General features: G+C 37.5%; 16 protein-coding genes. 7 read left to right on the top strand and 9 right to left on the bottom strand.

What is annotated here, in order from left to right; genetic code table 11:
* The first annotated feature begins 72 nt into the window (after positions 1-72).
* From IQ215_RS03890 to petE, 3 genes are all read left to right on the top strand, one after another.
* Complete coding sequence (locus tag IQ215_RS03890) at positions 73-765, top strand: DnaJ domain-containing protein (protein ID WP_193800009.1); 693 nt, start codon at positions 73-75, stop codon at positions 763-765.
* 26 nt (positions 766-791) lie between these two features.
* Positions 792-1,307: a hypothetical protein gene (locus tag IQ215_RS03885; RefSeq protein ID WP_193800008.1), complete on the top strand. Its 516-nt coding sequence runs from the start codon at positions 792-794 to the stop codon at positions 1,305-1,307.
* Positions 1,308-1,372: 65 nt separating this feature from the next.
* Complete coding sequence (gene petE, locus IQ215_RS03880) at positions 1,373-1,744, top strand: plastocyanin (protein ID WP_193800007.1); 372 nt, start codon at positions 1,373-1,375, stop codon at positions 1,742-1,744.
* 47 nt (positions 1,745-1,791) lie between these two features.
* On the opposite strand, the gene IQ215_RS03875 is transcribed toward petE, so the two are convergent.
* Entirely contained in the window at positions 1,792-2,496 is a 705-nt protein-coding gene (locus IQ215_RS03875) for a response regulator (RefSeq protein WP_193800006.1), read from the bottom strand.
* Positions 2,497-2,673: 177 nt separating this feature from the next.
* Here IQ215_RS03875 and IQ215_RS03870 point away from each other — a divergent pair, with 177 nt between their 5' ends.
* The 3 genes from IQ215_RS03870 (at position 2,674) to grxD (ending at position 4,031) form a co-directional block, all read left to right on the top strand.
* Entirely contained in the window at positions 2,674-3,225 is a 552-nt protein-coding gene (locus tag IQ215_RS03870; RefSeq protein WP_193800005.1) for a hypothetical protein, read from the top strand.
* Positions 3,226-3,376: 151 nt separating this feature from the next.
* On the top strand, positions 3,377-3,631 hold the full coding sequence (locus tag IQ215_RS03865; protein ID WP_193800004.1) for a BolA family protein: 255 nt from the start codon (positions 3,377-3,379) through the stop codon (positions 3,629-3,631).
* A 76-nt stretch (positions 3,632-3,707) separates the two neighbouring features.
* Complete coding sequence (gene grxD, locus IQ215_RS03860) at positions 3,708-4,031, top strand: Grx4 family monothiol glutaredoxin (RefSeq protein WP_193800003.1); 324 nt, start codon at positions 3,708-3,710, stop codon at positions 4,029-4,031.
* A 105-nt stretch (positions 4,032-4,136) separates the two neighbouring features.
* On the opposite strand, the gene IQ215_RS03855 is transcribed toward grxD, so the two are convergent.
* From IQ215_RS03855 to IQ215_RS03825, 7 genes are all read right to left on the bottom strand, one after another.
* Positions 4,137-5,312, bottom strand: coding sequence for a transaldolase (locus tag IQ215_RS03855; protein ID WP_193800002.1), 1,176 nt, complete (start codon positions 5,310-5,312; stop codon positions 4,137-4,139).
* A gap of 248 nt (positions 5,313-5,560) precedes the next feature.
* On the bottom strand, positions 5,561-6,325 hold the full coding sequence (locus tag IQ215_RS03850) for an MlaE family lipid ABC transporter permease subunit (RefSeq protein ID WP_193800001.1): 765 nt from the start codon (positions 6,323-6,325) through the stop codon (positions 5,561-5,563).
* Positions 6,326-6,372: 47 nt separating this feature from the next.
* Positions 6,373-7,539, bottom strand: a complete 1,167-nt coding sequence (locus IQ215_RS03845) for an outer membrane protein (RefSeq protein ID WP_193800000.1) — start codon at positions 7,537-7,539, stop codon at positions 6,373-6,375.
* Between the two features lie 323 nt (positions 7,540-7,862).
* Positions 7,863-8,948 (bottom strand): substrate-binding domain-containing protein, encoded by a 1,086-nt coding sequence (locus IQ215_RS03840; protein WP_193799999.1) that lies wholly within the window; start codon positions 8,946-8,948, stop codon positions 7,863-7,865.
* 229 nt (positions 8,949-9,177) lie between these two features.
* Entirely contained in the window at positions 9,178-9,894 is a 717-nt protein-coding gene (locus IQ215_RS03835; protein WP_193799998.1) for a hypothetical protein, read from the bottom strand.
* 23 nt (positions 9,895-9,917) lie between these two features.
* A complete protein-coding gene (locus tag IQ215_RS03830) occupies positions 9,918-11,549 on the bottom strand; it encodes a VWA domain-containing protein (protein WP_241735246.1) in 1,632 nt (543 codons plus the stop codon).
* 410 nt (positions 11,550-11,959) lie between these two features.
* On the bottom strand, positions 11,960-13,558 hold the full coding sequence (locus tag IQ215_RS03825; protein WP_193799996.1) for a CTP synthase: 1,599 nt from the start codon (positions 13,556-13,558) through the stop codon (positions 11,960-11,962).
* 423 nt (positions 13,559-13,981) lie between these two features.
* Here IQ215_RS03825 and gloA point away from each other — a divergent pair, with 423 nt between their 5' ends.
* Positions 13,982-14,371 carry a lactoylglutathione lyase gene (gene gloA, locus IQ215_RS03820; protein WP_193799995.1) on the top strand — a complete coding sequence of 130 codons (390 nt, stop codon included), beginning with the start codon at positions 13,982-13,984 and terminating at the stop codon, positions 14,369-14,371.
* Positions 14,372-14,409: 38 nt separating this feature from the next.
* Here gloA and rsmH read toward each other — a convergent pair whose 3' ends face one another.
* Positions 14,410-15,282 carry a 16S rRNA (cytosine(1402)-N(4))-methyltransferase RsmH gene (gene rsmH / locus IQ215_RS03815; protein WP_193799994.1) on the bottom strand — a complete coding sequence of 291 codons (873 nt, stop codon included), beginning with the start codon at positions 15,280-15,282 and terminating at the stop codon, positions 14,410-14,412.
* Positions 15,283-15,338 lie beyond the last annotated feature (56 nt).

The raw sequence follows: 15,338 nt of genomic DNA, 5'->3' as shown, positions 1-15,338 counted from the left end.
TAACTGTTCCCTATTCCCCGTTCCCTGTTCCCTTCCTCAACAAGAAATTATACCTTAATTCACCAACGCCCTATGGATTATTACCAAATTTTAGAAATATCATCTTCTGCCACTGCCCAAGAGGTTAAACGGGCTTATCGTCGTTTGGTGAAGAAGTATCACCCTGATAGTCACGAGACAACGGCAAACCATGAGGAAATTATTAAAATTAATGCGGCTTATGAGGTGTTGGGAGACGCTAAAAATCGCTTAAATTACGATCGCACTTTAGCTAATCAACAATATAATTCACTGAATTATCGTCAGTCTAAGAGTGAGTCTGCTTCTCAATATTATCACGCTGAAAGGCGATCGCACCAAGCGGAAGATGTTTCTCAATTTGAGTGGTTAAAAAATGTTTATGCTCCTTTAAATTTATTGGTGGAAAAGATTATTTTTTCTTTAGAAGAAGAATTAGAGGAGTTATCAGGTGATCCTTTTGATGATGATTTAATGTCTATTTTTTGTGAATATTTAGATAATTGTCAGGATTATTATGAAAAAGGAAAAAAAATTTTAAAATCCCAACCTAATCCCCCTCGATATGCTGGGGTGGCAGCTAATTGTTACTATTGTTTAAATCATATTAGTGATGGCATAGAAGAATTACAAAGATTTACTATGAGTTATGATTATGACTGTTTACATACTGCCCAAGAGTTATTCAGACTTGCTTTAGAAGTTAATGAAGAAGCCCGTTATATGGTTAATCAAACCAGTTATTAATCTTTAAAATATAAGCCTATTTTTTTATGAATAATTACTCCGAAGAAGTCGAAATTTTATTAAAAATAAAATCTAGTTATTTAGATAAATTAAATAGTCTTTCGCAACAACAAAAAGTAAGTCTCAATTCACTTTTAAACGAGATTGTTAATGATTTTTTAAATAACAATAATAATACTTCTGAAAATTTTCAACGGTTAAATTTATCTGAACAAAAAATTAATGAAATAGTACAAAGGGCGATCGCACCGTTAATCACAAGAATAGAAACCTTAGAAAATAACTCAAATCCCCCCCCAGAAAAAACCAAATTAAAAGAGATAAAAAACCTCAAACCCAGTAAAATAATACCCGAAGAAAAAAGAAAATATTTACCCCGTCATCAAGTATGGCAAATCCTCAAAAAAACTAGCTTCGTGCAACATTCAGGCTACGATAACTTCCTTAAAGCCACTCCCCAAGAACTAGAAAACTACCATATATTCTTCGATACCGATAAAAAAAGATTTTATGTAGAAGAAAAAACTAAAGACGATAATTGACAACAAGTCAAACTTCATATTATGATCGTAGTAAATAAAGAATCATTTAAAAAAATAAAACAACAATGTTAAAAAAACTAGGATTATTCTTATCTTCCTTAGTATTAGCAATGATGGTAGTAATCTCCGCAACTGCCCCCGCTAATGCTGACACCGTAGAAGTAAAAATGGGTGCAGACAGTGGAATGTTAGCTTTCCAACCCTCTGAAGTAACCATCAAAGCAGGGGACACCGTAAAATGGGTAAACAACAAACTAGCCCCCCACAACGTAGTTTTTGATAGTTCAGCCCCTAATGCAGAATCCTTAAGCCATAAAGGTTTAGCCTTCTCTCCCGGAGAATCCTTTGAAGTAACCTTCTCCGAGCCAGGGCAATATAACTACTACTGTGAGCCTCACCGTGGTGCTGGAATGAACGGAAAAATTATTGTTGAATAGTTTTAACCAAAAAAAAATATTTTCGCCCCCACATCCATGGGGGTTTTTTAGTCCTCAAATTTATAGCCTACCCCCACCACTGTTTTTAAAAAGTTAGGCTGAGCAGGATTTATTTCTATCTTTTTGCGTAAACGACGAATATGGGTATCGACAACCCTTTCATCGCCAAAAAAATCAGCCCCCCAAAGTTTATCAATCAATTGGGTACGACTCCATACCTTATGGGGATAACTGACAAAAGTAGAAAGTAAATTAAACTCAAGGGCCGTTAAATCTAACTCCTCCATAAGTTCTCCTTCTAGTTGTCTAGTGGCACTGTGTTCGTCTAAATTGACACAAAAATGAGTTGTTTGATAGATTTGAGCCTGTTGCATCGCCCCATGGCGTAAACTGCGCCTCAACAGCGCCCTTACCCTTGCCACTAACTCTCGGGTGCTAAAAGGTTTTACTAAATAATCATCAGCGCCCGTAGAAAGTCCTACGATGCGATCGATTTCCTCCCCCTTCGCCGTCAACATCAAAATATAAGGATCTTTTTCTAAGGGTTGATTGCGTAAACGATTACATACTTCTAAGCCATCTAATTTAGGCAACATCAAATCCAAAACAATTAAATCAGGTTTAACCTCCTTTGCCTTTGTTAAAGCCGATAAACCATCATAAACCACACTACAATTAAATCCTTCCCTAGTTAAACAGGAGTTGATTAACTGAGCAATTTCCTTTTCATCTTCCACAATTAAGATTTCCATGATCAATTATCAACAAAAAATTCAAACAGCTACAATTAATTTTAATATTCAAAAACAAAAAATCATCCCGCCTAATCTGCCAACACTCACTAGCTGTGTCAAAATAAAGTGCTAAGATACTTTAAAATTTAATTTCTATTTCTAAAATAGTCCCAACCTTAACCTATAGTTACTTTTATGTTTCAAAAACTATTAACTACCAAAACCTGTAAATATCTAATTTTAGCCTGTTCTGCCCTTTGGGTTAGCTCCATTAATCCTGCGGTAGCTCAAAACACCATGGAAACAGAAGAAAACATCATTGCCCCCATCAGTCAAACAGATAATCTTTTAAGTCTTGAAGGAGGGGAAAAATTAATGGCCGAAGCCGAACAAGCCATTAACCAAGGTAATTATGACCTAGCCGAAACCAAATTACAACAGGCGCGCAGGGTATTTAATCAACTATCAAACTTTTATTTACAAATAGCCGACAGTTTTTCGGGTATTGATAATGATATTACTAGCTCCCAACGTTCTGGGGCTTTACGTACCGCCAGTTTAAGGGATGAAGCAACCTATCAATTAGCCTTAGTTCATCGCGCCCAAAATAAACCCGAATTATCCGTACCTTTATTAATTCAAATTATCCGCTCTCAAAATCCCACCAGTGAATTAGGACAAAAATCTTATCAACAATTATACGAAATTGGCTTTGTACAAACCCCCTTTGAAGGTCGTCGTCGCTAAAGTCTTTATCTGTATAGGTTGAATTAATCTCAACCCTAGGTAAAAATAATCACCCACCAATCTTGGCAAGGGTCGATGATATAATCAGTTTTAGTGGTGAAATTTTTTCACCATTTGTCTTTTGCATACTCATTAAATCACAGTAGAATTTATGGTCAGCTTGGAACAAGTAAAACAAATGATTCAATCTCAACTTCCCGATGCAGAGGTTGTGGTTAGAGATTTGACAGGAGGAGGGGATCATTTAGAGGCGATCGTTGTTTCCAAAGAATTTGAGGGCAAAACAAAAGTTAAACAGCATCAGTTAGTTTATGGAGCTTTAAACACCCACCTAAAATCCGAAGCAATTCATGCCCTCGCTCTCAAAACCTTTACCCCCGAAACTTGGGCCACCGCCAGTAAGTAAGTATTACTTGTTTTAACTTTTTCTGTTTGAGAGAATAAAACTAACTTTTACTCTATCCACTATTCAATAAAATAATATGACACCTGAACTAAAGCAACGTATCGACGAAATCATCCAAAGTTCTCCCATTGTGGTTTTTATGAAAGGAAATAAACTCATGCCCCAATGTGGTTTTTCTAATAATGTGGTACAAATTTTAAATACTTTGGGTGTACCCTTTGAAACTTTTGATGTTTTGGCTGATTATGATGTTCGTCAAGGAATTAAAGAGTATTCCAACTGGCCCACTATTCCCCAAGTGTATGTTAATGGCGAGTTTGTCGGGGGCAGTGATATTTTAATTGAACTTTACCAAAATGGTGAATTACAACAAATGGTTGAGGTTGCCTTAGCTTCTTAAGATTCATTGTTTTAAGATTCCCTAAGGCAATAGGGGTTACGTAAAAATTCTGGAAATTTACTAGGGTGGGCAATGCCCCCCTATTTTTTTTAACCAACTAGCACATTAACTAGCTTTGGCAAGATAAACTACAGCGCCCAGACTTGAGGCCATCTCCTCAGGGGAAATTTTACCATCATGGTTAACATCCATGGCATCAAATACAGCGTCAGCCCCAGCCCATTCTTCTCTACTGATAAAGCCATCGCCATCTAAATCATAAACATGGAATATATCTTCGATCGCATGGTTTAAGGTATCATTACCCTCTATTTTTGCTAAACGGGCGCTAAGTAAATTTTCAAGGGTTTCTAGGGCTTTAGTAAATCCTTTAATACCTTCATCTAACTTATCATTAGCCATGATGTCTTTATCGTGCATCTCATCAAAAGTCCCTTTATCCACGGTAATTTTTTCTATTTCCATAGAAGAAGCCGTTTCAGGACATAACTTTCTAGGTAATTCTTGCTCCGTGTTTTTCAGATTTTGCAACAGTTGAGGGGAAATTGTCAATAAATCACACCCTGCTAACTCAGTAATTTGTCCTATATTACGAAAACTAGCACCCATTACCTCGGTTTTATAACCAAATTTTTTATAATAGTTATATATTTGAGTAACAGACTGTACCCCCGGATCATCTGCCCCTGTATAGTCTTTACCTGTATTTTTTTTATACCAATCCAGAATCCTACCCACAAAAGGAGAAATCAAAGTAACTCCAGCTTCTGCACAGGCCACCGCTTGATGGAAACCAAACAACAAGGTTAAATTACAATGAATCCCTTCTTTTTCGAGGATTTCCGCGGCTCTAATTCCTTCCCAGGTAGAGGCAATTTTAATCAATACTCGCTCCCTATCAATTCCAGCCTTTTCATATAAGGAAATAAGGTAACGGGCTTTAGCAATGGTGGCTTCAGTATCATAGGATAAACGGGCGTCAACTTCCGTGGAGACTCTACCGGGTACAATTTCTAAAATTTTTGTTCCGAAGGATACGGCTAACCAATCGATGGCTAGTTTAACAACTTCTTCGACAGGGGCTTTTTCCCCTAATTCCTGTCTGGCTTCGACGAGGGTATCATCAACGATGCTTTGATATTCTGGCATCTGGGCAGCAGTGGTAATCAGAGAAGGATTGGTGGTGGTATCTCGGGGGGTAAATTTTTCGATCGCCCCTATATCACCAGTATCAGCTACCACGATAGTATATTGACGTAATTGTTCTAATAAATTAGTCATTTGTCCTCCTTGGGAATTTTTTTACCAAATATTACTACTCACAAAACTTGAGTGTCTATTTCTGGCTTATCCCTTTGATCTTAGCAACAAAAAGATTTATTCATACTTAAAGGTTATTTTATGATTTTTGGGTGTTGCTAATTTTGAGTATGAAACATTATTGAATTACAGTAAATGTATAGTATTAAAATTATTATTACTATTGCCCATTCCCTGCCGATTCCAGAAAATGTTATATCGAACTCAGGTTAACTAATTACAGCACTTCCCGTGCCTTGAAACATCAGCCAAGAGAGAATAAAATTAAACATAAAAATAGTAATCAAAGAAATAACTACCGCTGCGGTGGTAGATTGTCCAACTCCTTTTGCCCCTCCGCTAGTGGTTAAGCCCCAATTACAACCAATAATCGCCACTACCGCTCCAAAGATAGCTGATTTAATGATACAAGCGATTACATCCCAAGTGCCTAAAAAATTACGAATAGAATCAAGGAAAACCCGACTAGGAATATCATACACAGAATCAGCAATGACTAACCCCGCCGTTACACCCACCACCAGAGAAGAAATGGTCAAAATGGGAAGCATTAAAAAACAAGATATAACCCGGGGAGTTACTAGATAATCCACTGGGTCTGTTTTTAAGATTTGTAAAGCGTCAATTTGTTCTGTTACCTTCATCGTACCTATTTCCGCCGCAAAAGCACTGCCTACCCTTCCTGCTAATACTACCGCCGTTAATACGGGGGCTAATTCACGGGTAAGGGCGATCGCCAGTACCCCCCCCACAGCACTCGTAGCCCCAAAATAAATAAACTCCCTCGCCACCTGAATAGTGAATACCATACCCACAAAAGCCGCCGTAATCAAAGCAATAGGCAAAGAAGCAGGCCCGACAAAAGACATTTGCTCAATGGTATTAAAACGATAAACCTTAAATTGAAGCAGATGAATAAAAATCTGTCCTGTCAAAAAAAGTGCCGAAGATATACGCTGAAACAGTTTATTCATTATTGTATGAGCAATGAGGGCAGTTGTTAATTATATCCTAATCAACATTAAAAGCGAAAAGAAACATTGACATAAGGCCCATTCTGATTAACATTTACCTCAAAATCTGTCGCCCTAGTCAAATTAGAACCATAACTCGTGTAACCAAAACGGTAACCAAAACCCAAGGAAGTCTTACCCTCAGAAAACTTCCAATCAAGCCCCGTGCCTAAATTCCATTGATTTAATCCATCAATGCCAAAACCCGAAAAAGAACCCCCCGTAACCCATGCCCACTGAGGAGAAAGATTAACCCTCGCCCTCGCACCGATAATCGGAGATACCACCGTAGTATTACCATTAAAACGAGCTTGTCCTAGCCCCGGACTACTAAAATTTAAACCTAAATCAACCCCTGTAATATTAACTCCCCCAAAAACATCAAAAACCGATCGCCCCAGGTCAAATTCCGTTTCAACCCCATCAGGATTAACCTTAGAGCGATCGTAAAAACGATAAGCCCCCCCCAAAGACAAAGACCATAACTTGCTATCCGCTGAAGCATCCAACCGCACAGGAATAGAACCTAAGGAGGGGGGCAACCTACGACTTATAGAAGCCCTACTATCCAAGGATAAATAATCAAAATCTGCGAAAACTCCCCAACGATATTCGGGATTCCAAGCCTTCATTCTTCCAAAAAAAGCAAAATTCAGATCATCCTTAATACTTCTTCTAATTTGACTCGCATCTAAAGAAAAATCCCCACTCACGCTCCCCGCCGCGGCATCACCATAAATAGTAAAAGGGACATAAATAGAAGGTTGAATTAAAAAATGCCAAGAGTTGTTAGACGGCCTAACTTCTTCCATCTCCAAATCCGATGCACTCTGAGCCACAAGTTTATTATCATTCCCTAAAAAATCTTGATCCATCATCAATTCCCCATGACCAAAACTAGAATTATCTACCCTTTGGATAACAGTAATGTGGTTATGGTTATACTCTCCCAAAATAACGGGATTAAGAGTCGGCAAAGTTTTTGATTGGATTAACGGTTGATCAACATCAAAAGTAAAATTATTATCTAATAGATTGGTAATCATCAAAGTGTAATTATTACTATCAGACTCTGAAAAATTAATCTGCGTCTCCAAGGCTTGAGAAGCAGAAGCACTAACCACTATTATCGGAGCAACAAACCAAGAACATTGCCACAGACTTTTTTTCAACATCAGAGTTGACCTCTACACCAAAATTATTAAATCATCAAAATTATAAAATAAATAACCTCAGTTCGGGATAATAGTTGTGTTGTATGGTAGGGGATGTACCATGGTACGTCCGTACAGGCTTTTGGTTGCAGGTGGTAAGTCATAGTTTGTTAATGATTCATTGTCCATGGCGAATTCTTCACACCTTTAAAAAGCTAAAAATCTTATTCCTAACTCGAGTTAACATATAGTTTTTGTCAACTTCTTAACCTGATACCCGATACCTGACACCTTATAGATTATCCCTAGTTACAGTTTGGTTAGTTTTTCCCAATTAGTTCGTTTTAGTTTCTGAGCCATACTTTTTGAATTTCATTAATAATTTCAGGGGAAGGGGAAGGTTTAATTTCTACGGGGGGATTTATTTCCATACCAAGAATATTATTACTCCAAGGGGTATCATTAATGGTTGTTAAATTAATGTTATCATTTATGGGTCTAAAACCATATTTTGCTAGAATAATTTGTTGATTTTCCGCTAATAGATAATCTATAAATTTTTCTGCTGATTTTTGTTCAGTTTTGTTTAAGTTATTATTCAGAATTACGGCGGTGGAAAAAGTTTCGATGGTTGGATTGGGATAATAAATTTGATACACTTTATTTTGATTTGTTTGTGACCAGCGATATAAGGCAATGCTTTCGTAAACTAGACCAACATCAGCATCATTTTCCCCTCTGACAATAAATTCTTGTAGTAAAATATCAGTGGATCTTGGTGGTTGATATACGGAGTTTTTAAGTAAAGAAAAAAGTTGCTCTACTTCAGTATTAGTAAGATTATTAATGCCTAAATTATTCTGATTTAGTTTATTTTCTGCCCATAAATTAAGGGTTAATTGTCCACTATTAGAACGGGTGGGATCTGTCATAAGAAGATCAAAACTTCCCCAGTCATTATTACCTCCTATATCTTGCCAATTTTTGCTTATTAATGCTTGTTCTAGTTGTCGCCAATTAAATTGATCGTTAGGAAATAAAATGTTTCCCCTTTCTTGCCATGCGATCGCCACTAAGAGAGTTTTAGCAATGGGTTGAGGATTATTATAAAATGGTTTTTCTTGCCCGATCGCCCTTAATCTTGTCTCTAATTCACTAATTAATTCATCACTAGCAGGAATAATAATAGCTGGTTGAAAATCATTTTTTTGATTAATAATATTATTAATAATATCTTGAGATCCTTGAATTTTTAAGTTTATTTGAATATCGGGATAATTTTGCTCAAAAGTTTGTTCTATTTCTGCTAAAGGTTCTTGTAATTCTGAACCAATGATCACATTTAAAGTTTTATTTTGATTGGGTAATGGTGCATAGGCGATGATGGTAGATATGGTTATAAGGGCGCTGGAAATAATCTTTTTATTCATAACTTTTTACCTAATTATATATAGCAGTCCTGAATTATTTGTCAGATTGTTAAATTAAGTTATCCCTTTTTAAAGGGGGCTAAGGGCGATCGTATTTTCATGACTCAAAATTTAATCAAAAAAATTTAAGTAAATTGGCGAAATTAATTATAGCTCTTATTTTATTAAGACTCTTATGAACAAGGGGTTTAAACCCCTTGCCTAAATCCATTTAATTATGTCTACTTACTTATACCAATACATCCATACTTTCTTGAAAATTATTTAATTCATTATTTAAATCTTTTAATTCTTGTATTTCTTCCGAATTATCTAAATTAGCAGACCTTAATTTATTTTGTAATTGCTGTAAAACCCCTGCAAATTCAGTAATAATAGTGACGATAGAAAAAACTTGAGCTTCCCTTGCGTCTTGTCCTTCTTCTACCAACTGTAAATTATTTTTTAGGGTATTTTCTAATTGTTGTAATTGTATTAAAGCCCTTCCTTTACTATTTTTTTGTTGGCTTTTTACTTGTTGAAGTTGTTTATTTAATTCTTCCCTAGATAATAAAGAATCTCCCCCCGCTAATTTTTGGGTTAAATGATTTATTTTTTCTGGTAGTTCTAAGGTGCGCTGGCAAGTATATTCTACGGCGGTTAATAATTCCATTTGGGAAGAATGTTGTAATAGTTTTTGGGCTTCAATTCTTAAATGTTCTGCCTTACTAATTAATAATTTTGCTTGGATTTTAGCATTATTTAATTCTTGTTCTAAAATAGGGTTATTTAAATTAACTTTGGGTGGTTCTTTTTTGGCTAGATAATCAGCCCCGACAAAAGAAATAGCTCCCGTGATGGGCAACATTAACCAAGGAGAAAGTTTTATCGCCCTTGCCCCAAAAACTAAACAAATACAAGCAAATAAAACTGCCAAAGGATAATTAAGAGGATTAACTATTTTCATAGATTTTTAGATAGATAAAAGTATTAAAATTCTACTTGTAAATTTTCCATAACTTGGGCAATGGTTTCGGGATCTCCTTTACGATAATAACCGCCATTTATCTGGGCAATTTCTTGTAGAATATCAGGGCTAAATTCTCCTTCATTACCATAACCAATGGTAAAAAAAGCAATCCTTTCATCACTATTAAAACCGCTTTTTTGTAATTCCTGTTCTAATTGTGATAGGTTCACCTGTGAGCCTGAATCTTCCCCATCGGTTAAAATTAACACTGCGTTAATGGCTTCATCTTTGAGATTTTCTCTCAACCAATTACGAGCAAAAAGGGCGCTGTCGTATAGTCTTGTACCTCCCCCTGCCTGTAAGGAAGAAATATAGTTAATGGCTCTGAATTTATCTTCTGGTGAGCTACTAACTCGCAAGGGTTGCCCTATTTCACTATTAAAGGGGATGATTACGATTTCTTCTTTGCTACCCAGATTGTTGATATAACTAAGTAAGGTATTTTGAACAGAACTAAATTTAGTTCCCTGCATGGAGCCAGAAATATCTACCACCACCGCCACTAGGGAGGGTTTTTTGGCATAGTTTTGCCAACTTTCTAACATCACTTCTACCACTTCGGGCTGAGGAGGACGATAGGATTCGTAGGTGGGGTTTGGATTTACTCCAAATTCGGCACTAAATTTGTTTCCCAATGGTACTCCAGGCACCCCAGGGCGTAATCCTAGGCTAACGGCGATCGCCTGAATCTCTGGTTGACGCATAAATTCGATGATGGCTTCACTAGCTTCTTTTTCTTGGGGCGTAACCCAAGGGGCATTGGGCAAAATGGAGCGAATATCAGAACTGAAAGTGGATTGGGGATATACCGCTTGATATTTTTGGCTGTTATCCCCTTGACTGTTGGCGGCAATAACCAAAGACTCATAAACCGAACCAACGGAAGCCCAAAATACGCCATTTTCCACCATGGATTGAGCGAGAGAGCCAGTGGAAATTCCGTAACGGGTAACTTTTTGCTGAATCTCCCTCACTTCCTCTTGATGGGCTTCTATGTCGGCGATGGTTAAATCTTCGGGGGGTTTGTTGGCAACGGAAGCAAATTGTGCCACAAGGGTTTGTAGTCCTGAATTAGAGCGGGTGGGGGCGGTTTGTACAAAGTGTATGGGTAGGGGAAGGGCGCTCGAGTCTAGTTGCTGATAGTTATCATATTGTTGTAATACGGTATATAAATTTGGAGCTTTGGCCAAGGCTGGTGCTAATTCGGTGGTGGTCATAAACACCATGGGGCTATACACCAACAGGGGAGAATCGGTAATGGGGGGAATGTAGTTTTGTCCTGGAAATATTTTATCGATTTCGTAAATTAGTTGATTTTGATAGATAGGGCCGTCGAAGGAAATAAGGCTAGGAAATCTCTCATCATCGGGCGAAGTAGAGCCGTTGGCTAGTTGTTGAGAAAGTGATACTACTTCTTGAAATACATCTCCGCTTCCTTTAATGTCGCACACTAGATAATATCTTTCTCCGCTACTCAATTGGGGTTTGGTGGCGTTAAGTTTTTCGGCGGATACTTCGCAAAATTGTTTTAAGTCGCTTCCTGCTAAAAATCTGATGGGAATACCCTGATTGTTGTTGACTTCGTTGGGCATAGACTCACAGCTGATAAGGCCTATGAGAGATGAAATACAAAGAAAACTGATAATTCTTTTTTTCCTAAGCATAAAAAACTAGGGTTAAGGGCGCTGGTATTTTTATTTTAATCAGGAAATGTAAAAAGTTATCATAATAATATTTATCTTAATAAAAAATATTTTTTACTATTAATAAATAGACATCAATTATTTTTATAGTCTTCTGAAATGAACAAACCATAATTGGTTGAAAAATAAAAGAGAATAGGTATTTTTTTTAAATCAACCTGCAAAAATCAAAATAGAAAAAACAGTTAAATATTATTAACGGGGTAAATTCATTAGCCCTGTGATTAATTATAGAGTGGGAAATCGGAAAAATTTCATAATTATTTATTTTCCTAATTATCCCACTTTCTTATTAAACCTTACATCTTATTTATACAGGCTTGTACAAACCCAGAGAATAAAGGATGAGGTTGATTTGGGCGAGACTTAAATTCAGGGTGAAACTGAGTAGCGATGAAGAAAGGATGATTAGGTAATTCCACAATTTCCACTAAACGCCCATCGGGGGAAGTGCCACTAATTTTGTAACCAGTGTCTAGGAATTGGGTACGATAACCATTATTAAACTCATAACGATGACGATGACGCTCATAAATTACCTCCTCCTTATACAAAGAATAAGCGAGGGTATCAGGGGCAAGACGACAAGGATATAAACCCAAGCGCATTGTGCCTCCTAAGTCGATTACGTCCTGTTGTTCGGGTAATAGGTTAATGACGGGATTAGGGGTTTTTTCGTCAAACTCGGCACTGTTAGCACCCTCGAGGTGAGCGATATTTCTCCCCCATTCAATAACACTACATTGCATTCCCAAACACAAACCAAGGAAGGGGATATGATTTTCCCTTGCATATTGAATTGCTTTCACTTTGCCATCTACTCCCCTAGTGCCAAAACCCCCTGGCACTAAAATTCCTTGCACATGGCTAAGATATTTGTCAGCGCCATTAGTCTCTATATCTTCCGCATCCACCCAACATAATTCGATTTCACTATCTCCATGGATTCCTGCATGGATAAGGGCTTCTACCACCGATAAATAAGCATCGCTGAGTTGAATATATTTACCAACGATCGCCACTTTTAACCGATAATTGGGGCATTGCATTTTCTCTACCAAATTTTCCCATTTTGCCAAATCTGGACTACGATTATCCAAACGCAATCTTTGTAATACTTGTTCTGCTAATCCTTCTTTTTCAAGAATTAACGGCACTTCATAAATACTACTAGCATCGGAGGAAGTGATCACTGCCTCAGGATAAACGTCACAAAATTCGGCTATTTTATCCTTGATATTACTGGGTATAGTGCGATCGCACCTACAAACCAACACATCAGGTTGAATCCCCAACGAGCGCAACTCCTTCACAGAATGTTGAGTAGGTTTAGTTTTTAACTCCCCTGCCGCCGTAATCCAAGGAATAAGAGTAACGTGCATATATAAAACATTATCACGACCCACATCCTTCCTAAACTGACGAATAGCCTCAAGGAAAGGTAAAGACTCAATATCCCCCACCGTACCACCAATTTCAGTGATTACCACATCAGGGCTATTATTTTTTGCCACTCGATGAATTCGATCCTTAATTTCATTGGTAATATGGGGAATCACCTGCACCGTTGCCCCCTGATAATCTCCCCTTCTCTCTTTATTAATTACCGATTGATAAATAGAACCCGTAGTAACGCTATTTAACCTTGAACTAGAAGTATCTGTAAAGCGTTCATAATGTCCTAAATCTAAATCCGTTTCCGCCCCATCATCGGTTACAAAAACTTCCCCATGTTGATAGGGACTCATTGTACCAGGATCTACGTTAATATAAGGATCTAACTTCAAGATAGACACAGAATAGTTACGAGACTTGAGCAAACGCCCCAAACTCGCCCCCACAATACCCTTTCCAATACTAGATACAACCCCACCCGTGACAAATACAAATTTAGTCATTTCCAATAGAAATTTGTTGAGAATTTAAAATAATAGTTAGCAATAAAAATAAAGTTACCGAAAGTTAAATCAAGCCCGTGGTAATATTCATCAAAAAAAACCCTTCTCCCCTTAGAATTTTAAACCCTTTTGAGGGCAAGGATATTATATAGCTTGTTATCTTCCCTTCCCATGGCTCAAGTCAAAAGAAGGGTTATATTAAGACACTTGTTTTTCAGTAACATCATAAAAGTCATCCATCCATTGTTAACCCTTGATCGTTTCTTGTCAATCGTTAATAGGGAGATAGGGGGTAGGGGTGATGGATGGGCAATGGTTTAAGTCTTTTGTATTTCTGGGGGGAATCACCCCATGGGAGAGGATATTTATTAACGGGGATTTCATGGCACAATAATCCTAGTGAGTTATTCAGGAGTTATATTTATGCGTCTTTTACACACCATGTTAAGGGTAGGTAATTTAGAAGAATCCATCAAATTCTATTGCGATGTTTTAGGAATGAAGTTGTTAAGACAAAAAGACTATCCTGGAGGAGAATTTACCCTTGCTTTTGTGGGCTATGGGGATGAGGCCGATAATTCCGTCATTGAATTAACCTACAATTGGGGTAAAGATAGTTATGATATTGGGGATGGTTATGGACATATTGCCCTTGGGGTAGATGATATTTATACTACCTGCGACAAAATTAAATCCCTTGGGGGTAAGGTAATCAGAGAACCAGGACCTATGAAACATGGTACTACAGTAATTGCTTTTGTGGAAGATCCTACGGGTTATAAGGTGGAATTGATTCAAACAAAAGATAAATAGGGCAATTACTAATGATTGTCTTTTTTTTTAAAGCCCGATCATTGTTTTTCGGCAATCCTTAGTTTAGCAGAGCGCGATCGCCCATTAACCTCTTGCTCTTGTTTACTGGGGGTGAGGGGCTTTTTGGTAATAATTTTGAGGGCATCGTTATCCCGAAATTGATATTTAACGATTCTATCTTCGAGACTATGAAAACTAATAATAGCGATTCTGCCTTCTGGTTTAAGCCATCTGGGGGCGTTGCCCAAAAAAGTGGTGAGGGAATCTAATTCTTGATTAACCGCAATGCGTAAGGCTTGAAAAGTTCTCGTGGCGGGGTGTATTCTACCATAACGAGCCTTGGGGGGGTAACAAAGGGCGATCGCACTGGCTAACTGAGTGGTAGTGGTAAAAGGGCGTTTTTCGACAATTTTTCGAGCAATGCGACGGGATAACCTTTCCTCCCCATACTGATAAATTAAATCAGCAATTTCCTTTTCTTGCCAATGGTTAACTATTTTTTGTGCCGTCAAAGACTGGTTTTGATTCATCCTCATATCTAAAGCCCCTTCATGGCGGAAACTAAAACCCCGCTCGGGATGATCAAATTGAGGAGAACTAACCCCCAAATCAGCCATAACGCCATCAAATTGATTTTTTTGCCCTTGAAAATCGGCAAAATTACCATGAAAAAAAGTGATTCTTTCTAAATAAGAAGTCGGTAATCTATCACGGACAGAGGCGATCGCATTTTCATCCAGATCAATCACCGTCATTGTAATAGTATCATCATAACCCAATAAAATTTCCGTATGTCCTCCCCCCCCTAAAGTAGCATCAAGATAATGACCATGGGGCTTAGGATTAATGGCCTCCACCAACTCTTGAGCGAAAACAGAAACATGGAAAAAATCAGCGGGAGATGAAGTCATAAAACAGCATAGTAAATATTAATTACATTGTTCGATTTTTGTCATTCCTTGTCAAC

The organism is Cyanobacterium stanieri LEGE 03274 (assembly GCF_015207825.1).
In the GTDB taxonomy this organism is placed as follows: domain Bacteria; phylum Cyanobacteriota; class Cyanobacteriia; order Cyanobacteriales; family Cyanobacteriaceae; genus Cyanobacterium; species Cyanobacterium stanieri_B.
This window is presented reverse-complemented; position numbering and strand designations above follow the sequence as displayed.

Bases quoted from the DNA above. Each gene is read 5' to 3' on its own strand.
- rsmH (WP_193799994.1), bottom strand. From the start codon at position 15,282: ATGACTTCATCTCCCGCTGATTTTTTCCATGTTTCTGTTTTCGCTCAA.
- IQ215_RS03875 (WP_193800006.1), bottom strand. From the start codon at position 2,496: ATGGAAATCTTAATTGTGGAAGATGAAAAGGAAATTGCTCAGTTAATC.
- IQ215_RS03855 (WP_193800002.1), bottom strand. From the start codon at position 5,312: ATGACTAATTTATTAGAACAATTACGTCAATATACTATCGTGGTAGCT.
- IQ215_RS03840 (WP_193799999.1), bottom strand. From the start codon at position 8,948: ATGAATAAAAAGATTATTTCCAGCGCCCTTATAACCATATCTACCATC.
- IQ215_RS03890 (WP_193800009.1), top strand. From the start codon at position 73: ATGGATTATTACCAAATTTTAGAAATATCATCTTCTGCCACTGCCCAA.
- IQ215_RS03885 (WP_193800008.1), top strand. From the start codon at position 792: ATGAATAATTACTCCGAAGAAGTCGAAATTTTATTAAAAATAAAATCT.
- IQ215_RS03835 (WP_193799998.1), bottom strand. From the start codon at position 9,894: ATGAAAATAGTTAATCCTCTTAATTATCCTTTGGCAGTTTTATTTGCT.
- petE (WP_193800007.1), top strand. From the start codon at position 1,373: ATGTTAAAAAAACTAGGATTATTCTTATCTTCCTTAGTATTAGCAATG.
- gloA (WP_193799995.1), top strand. From the start codon at position 13,982: ATGCGTCTTTTACACACCATGTTAAGGGTAGGTAATTTAGAAGAATCC.
- IQ215_RS03865 (WP_193800004.1), top strand. From the start codon at position 3,377: ATGGTCAGCTTGGAACAAGTAAAACAAATGATTCAATCTCAACTTCCC.
- IQ215_RS03845 (WP_193800000.1), bottom strand. From the start codon at position 7,539: ATGTTGAAAAAAAGTCTGTGGCAATGTTCTTGGTTTGTTGCTCCGATA.
- IQ215_RS03850 (WP_193800001.1), bottom strand. From the start codon at position 6,325: ATGAATAAACTGTTTCAGCGTATATCTTCGGCACTTTTTTTGACAGGA.
- IQ215_RS03830 (WP_241735246.1), bottom strand. From the start codon at position 11,549: ATGCCCAACGAAGTCAACAACAATCAGGGTATTCCCATCAGATTTTTA.
- grxD (WP_193800003.1), top strand. From the start codon at position 3,708: ATGACACCTGAACTAAAGCAACGTATCGACGAAATCATCCAAAGTTCT.
- IQ215_RS03870 (WP_193800005.1), top strand. From the start codon at position 2,674: ATGTTTCAAAAACTATTAACTACCAAAACCTGTAAATATCTAATTTTA.
- IQ215_RS03825 (WP_193799996.1), bottom strand. From the start codon at position 13,558: ATGACTAAATTTGTATTTGTCACGGGTGGGGTTGTATCTAGTATTGGA.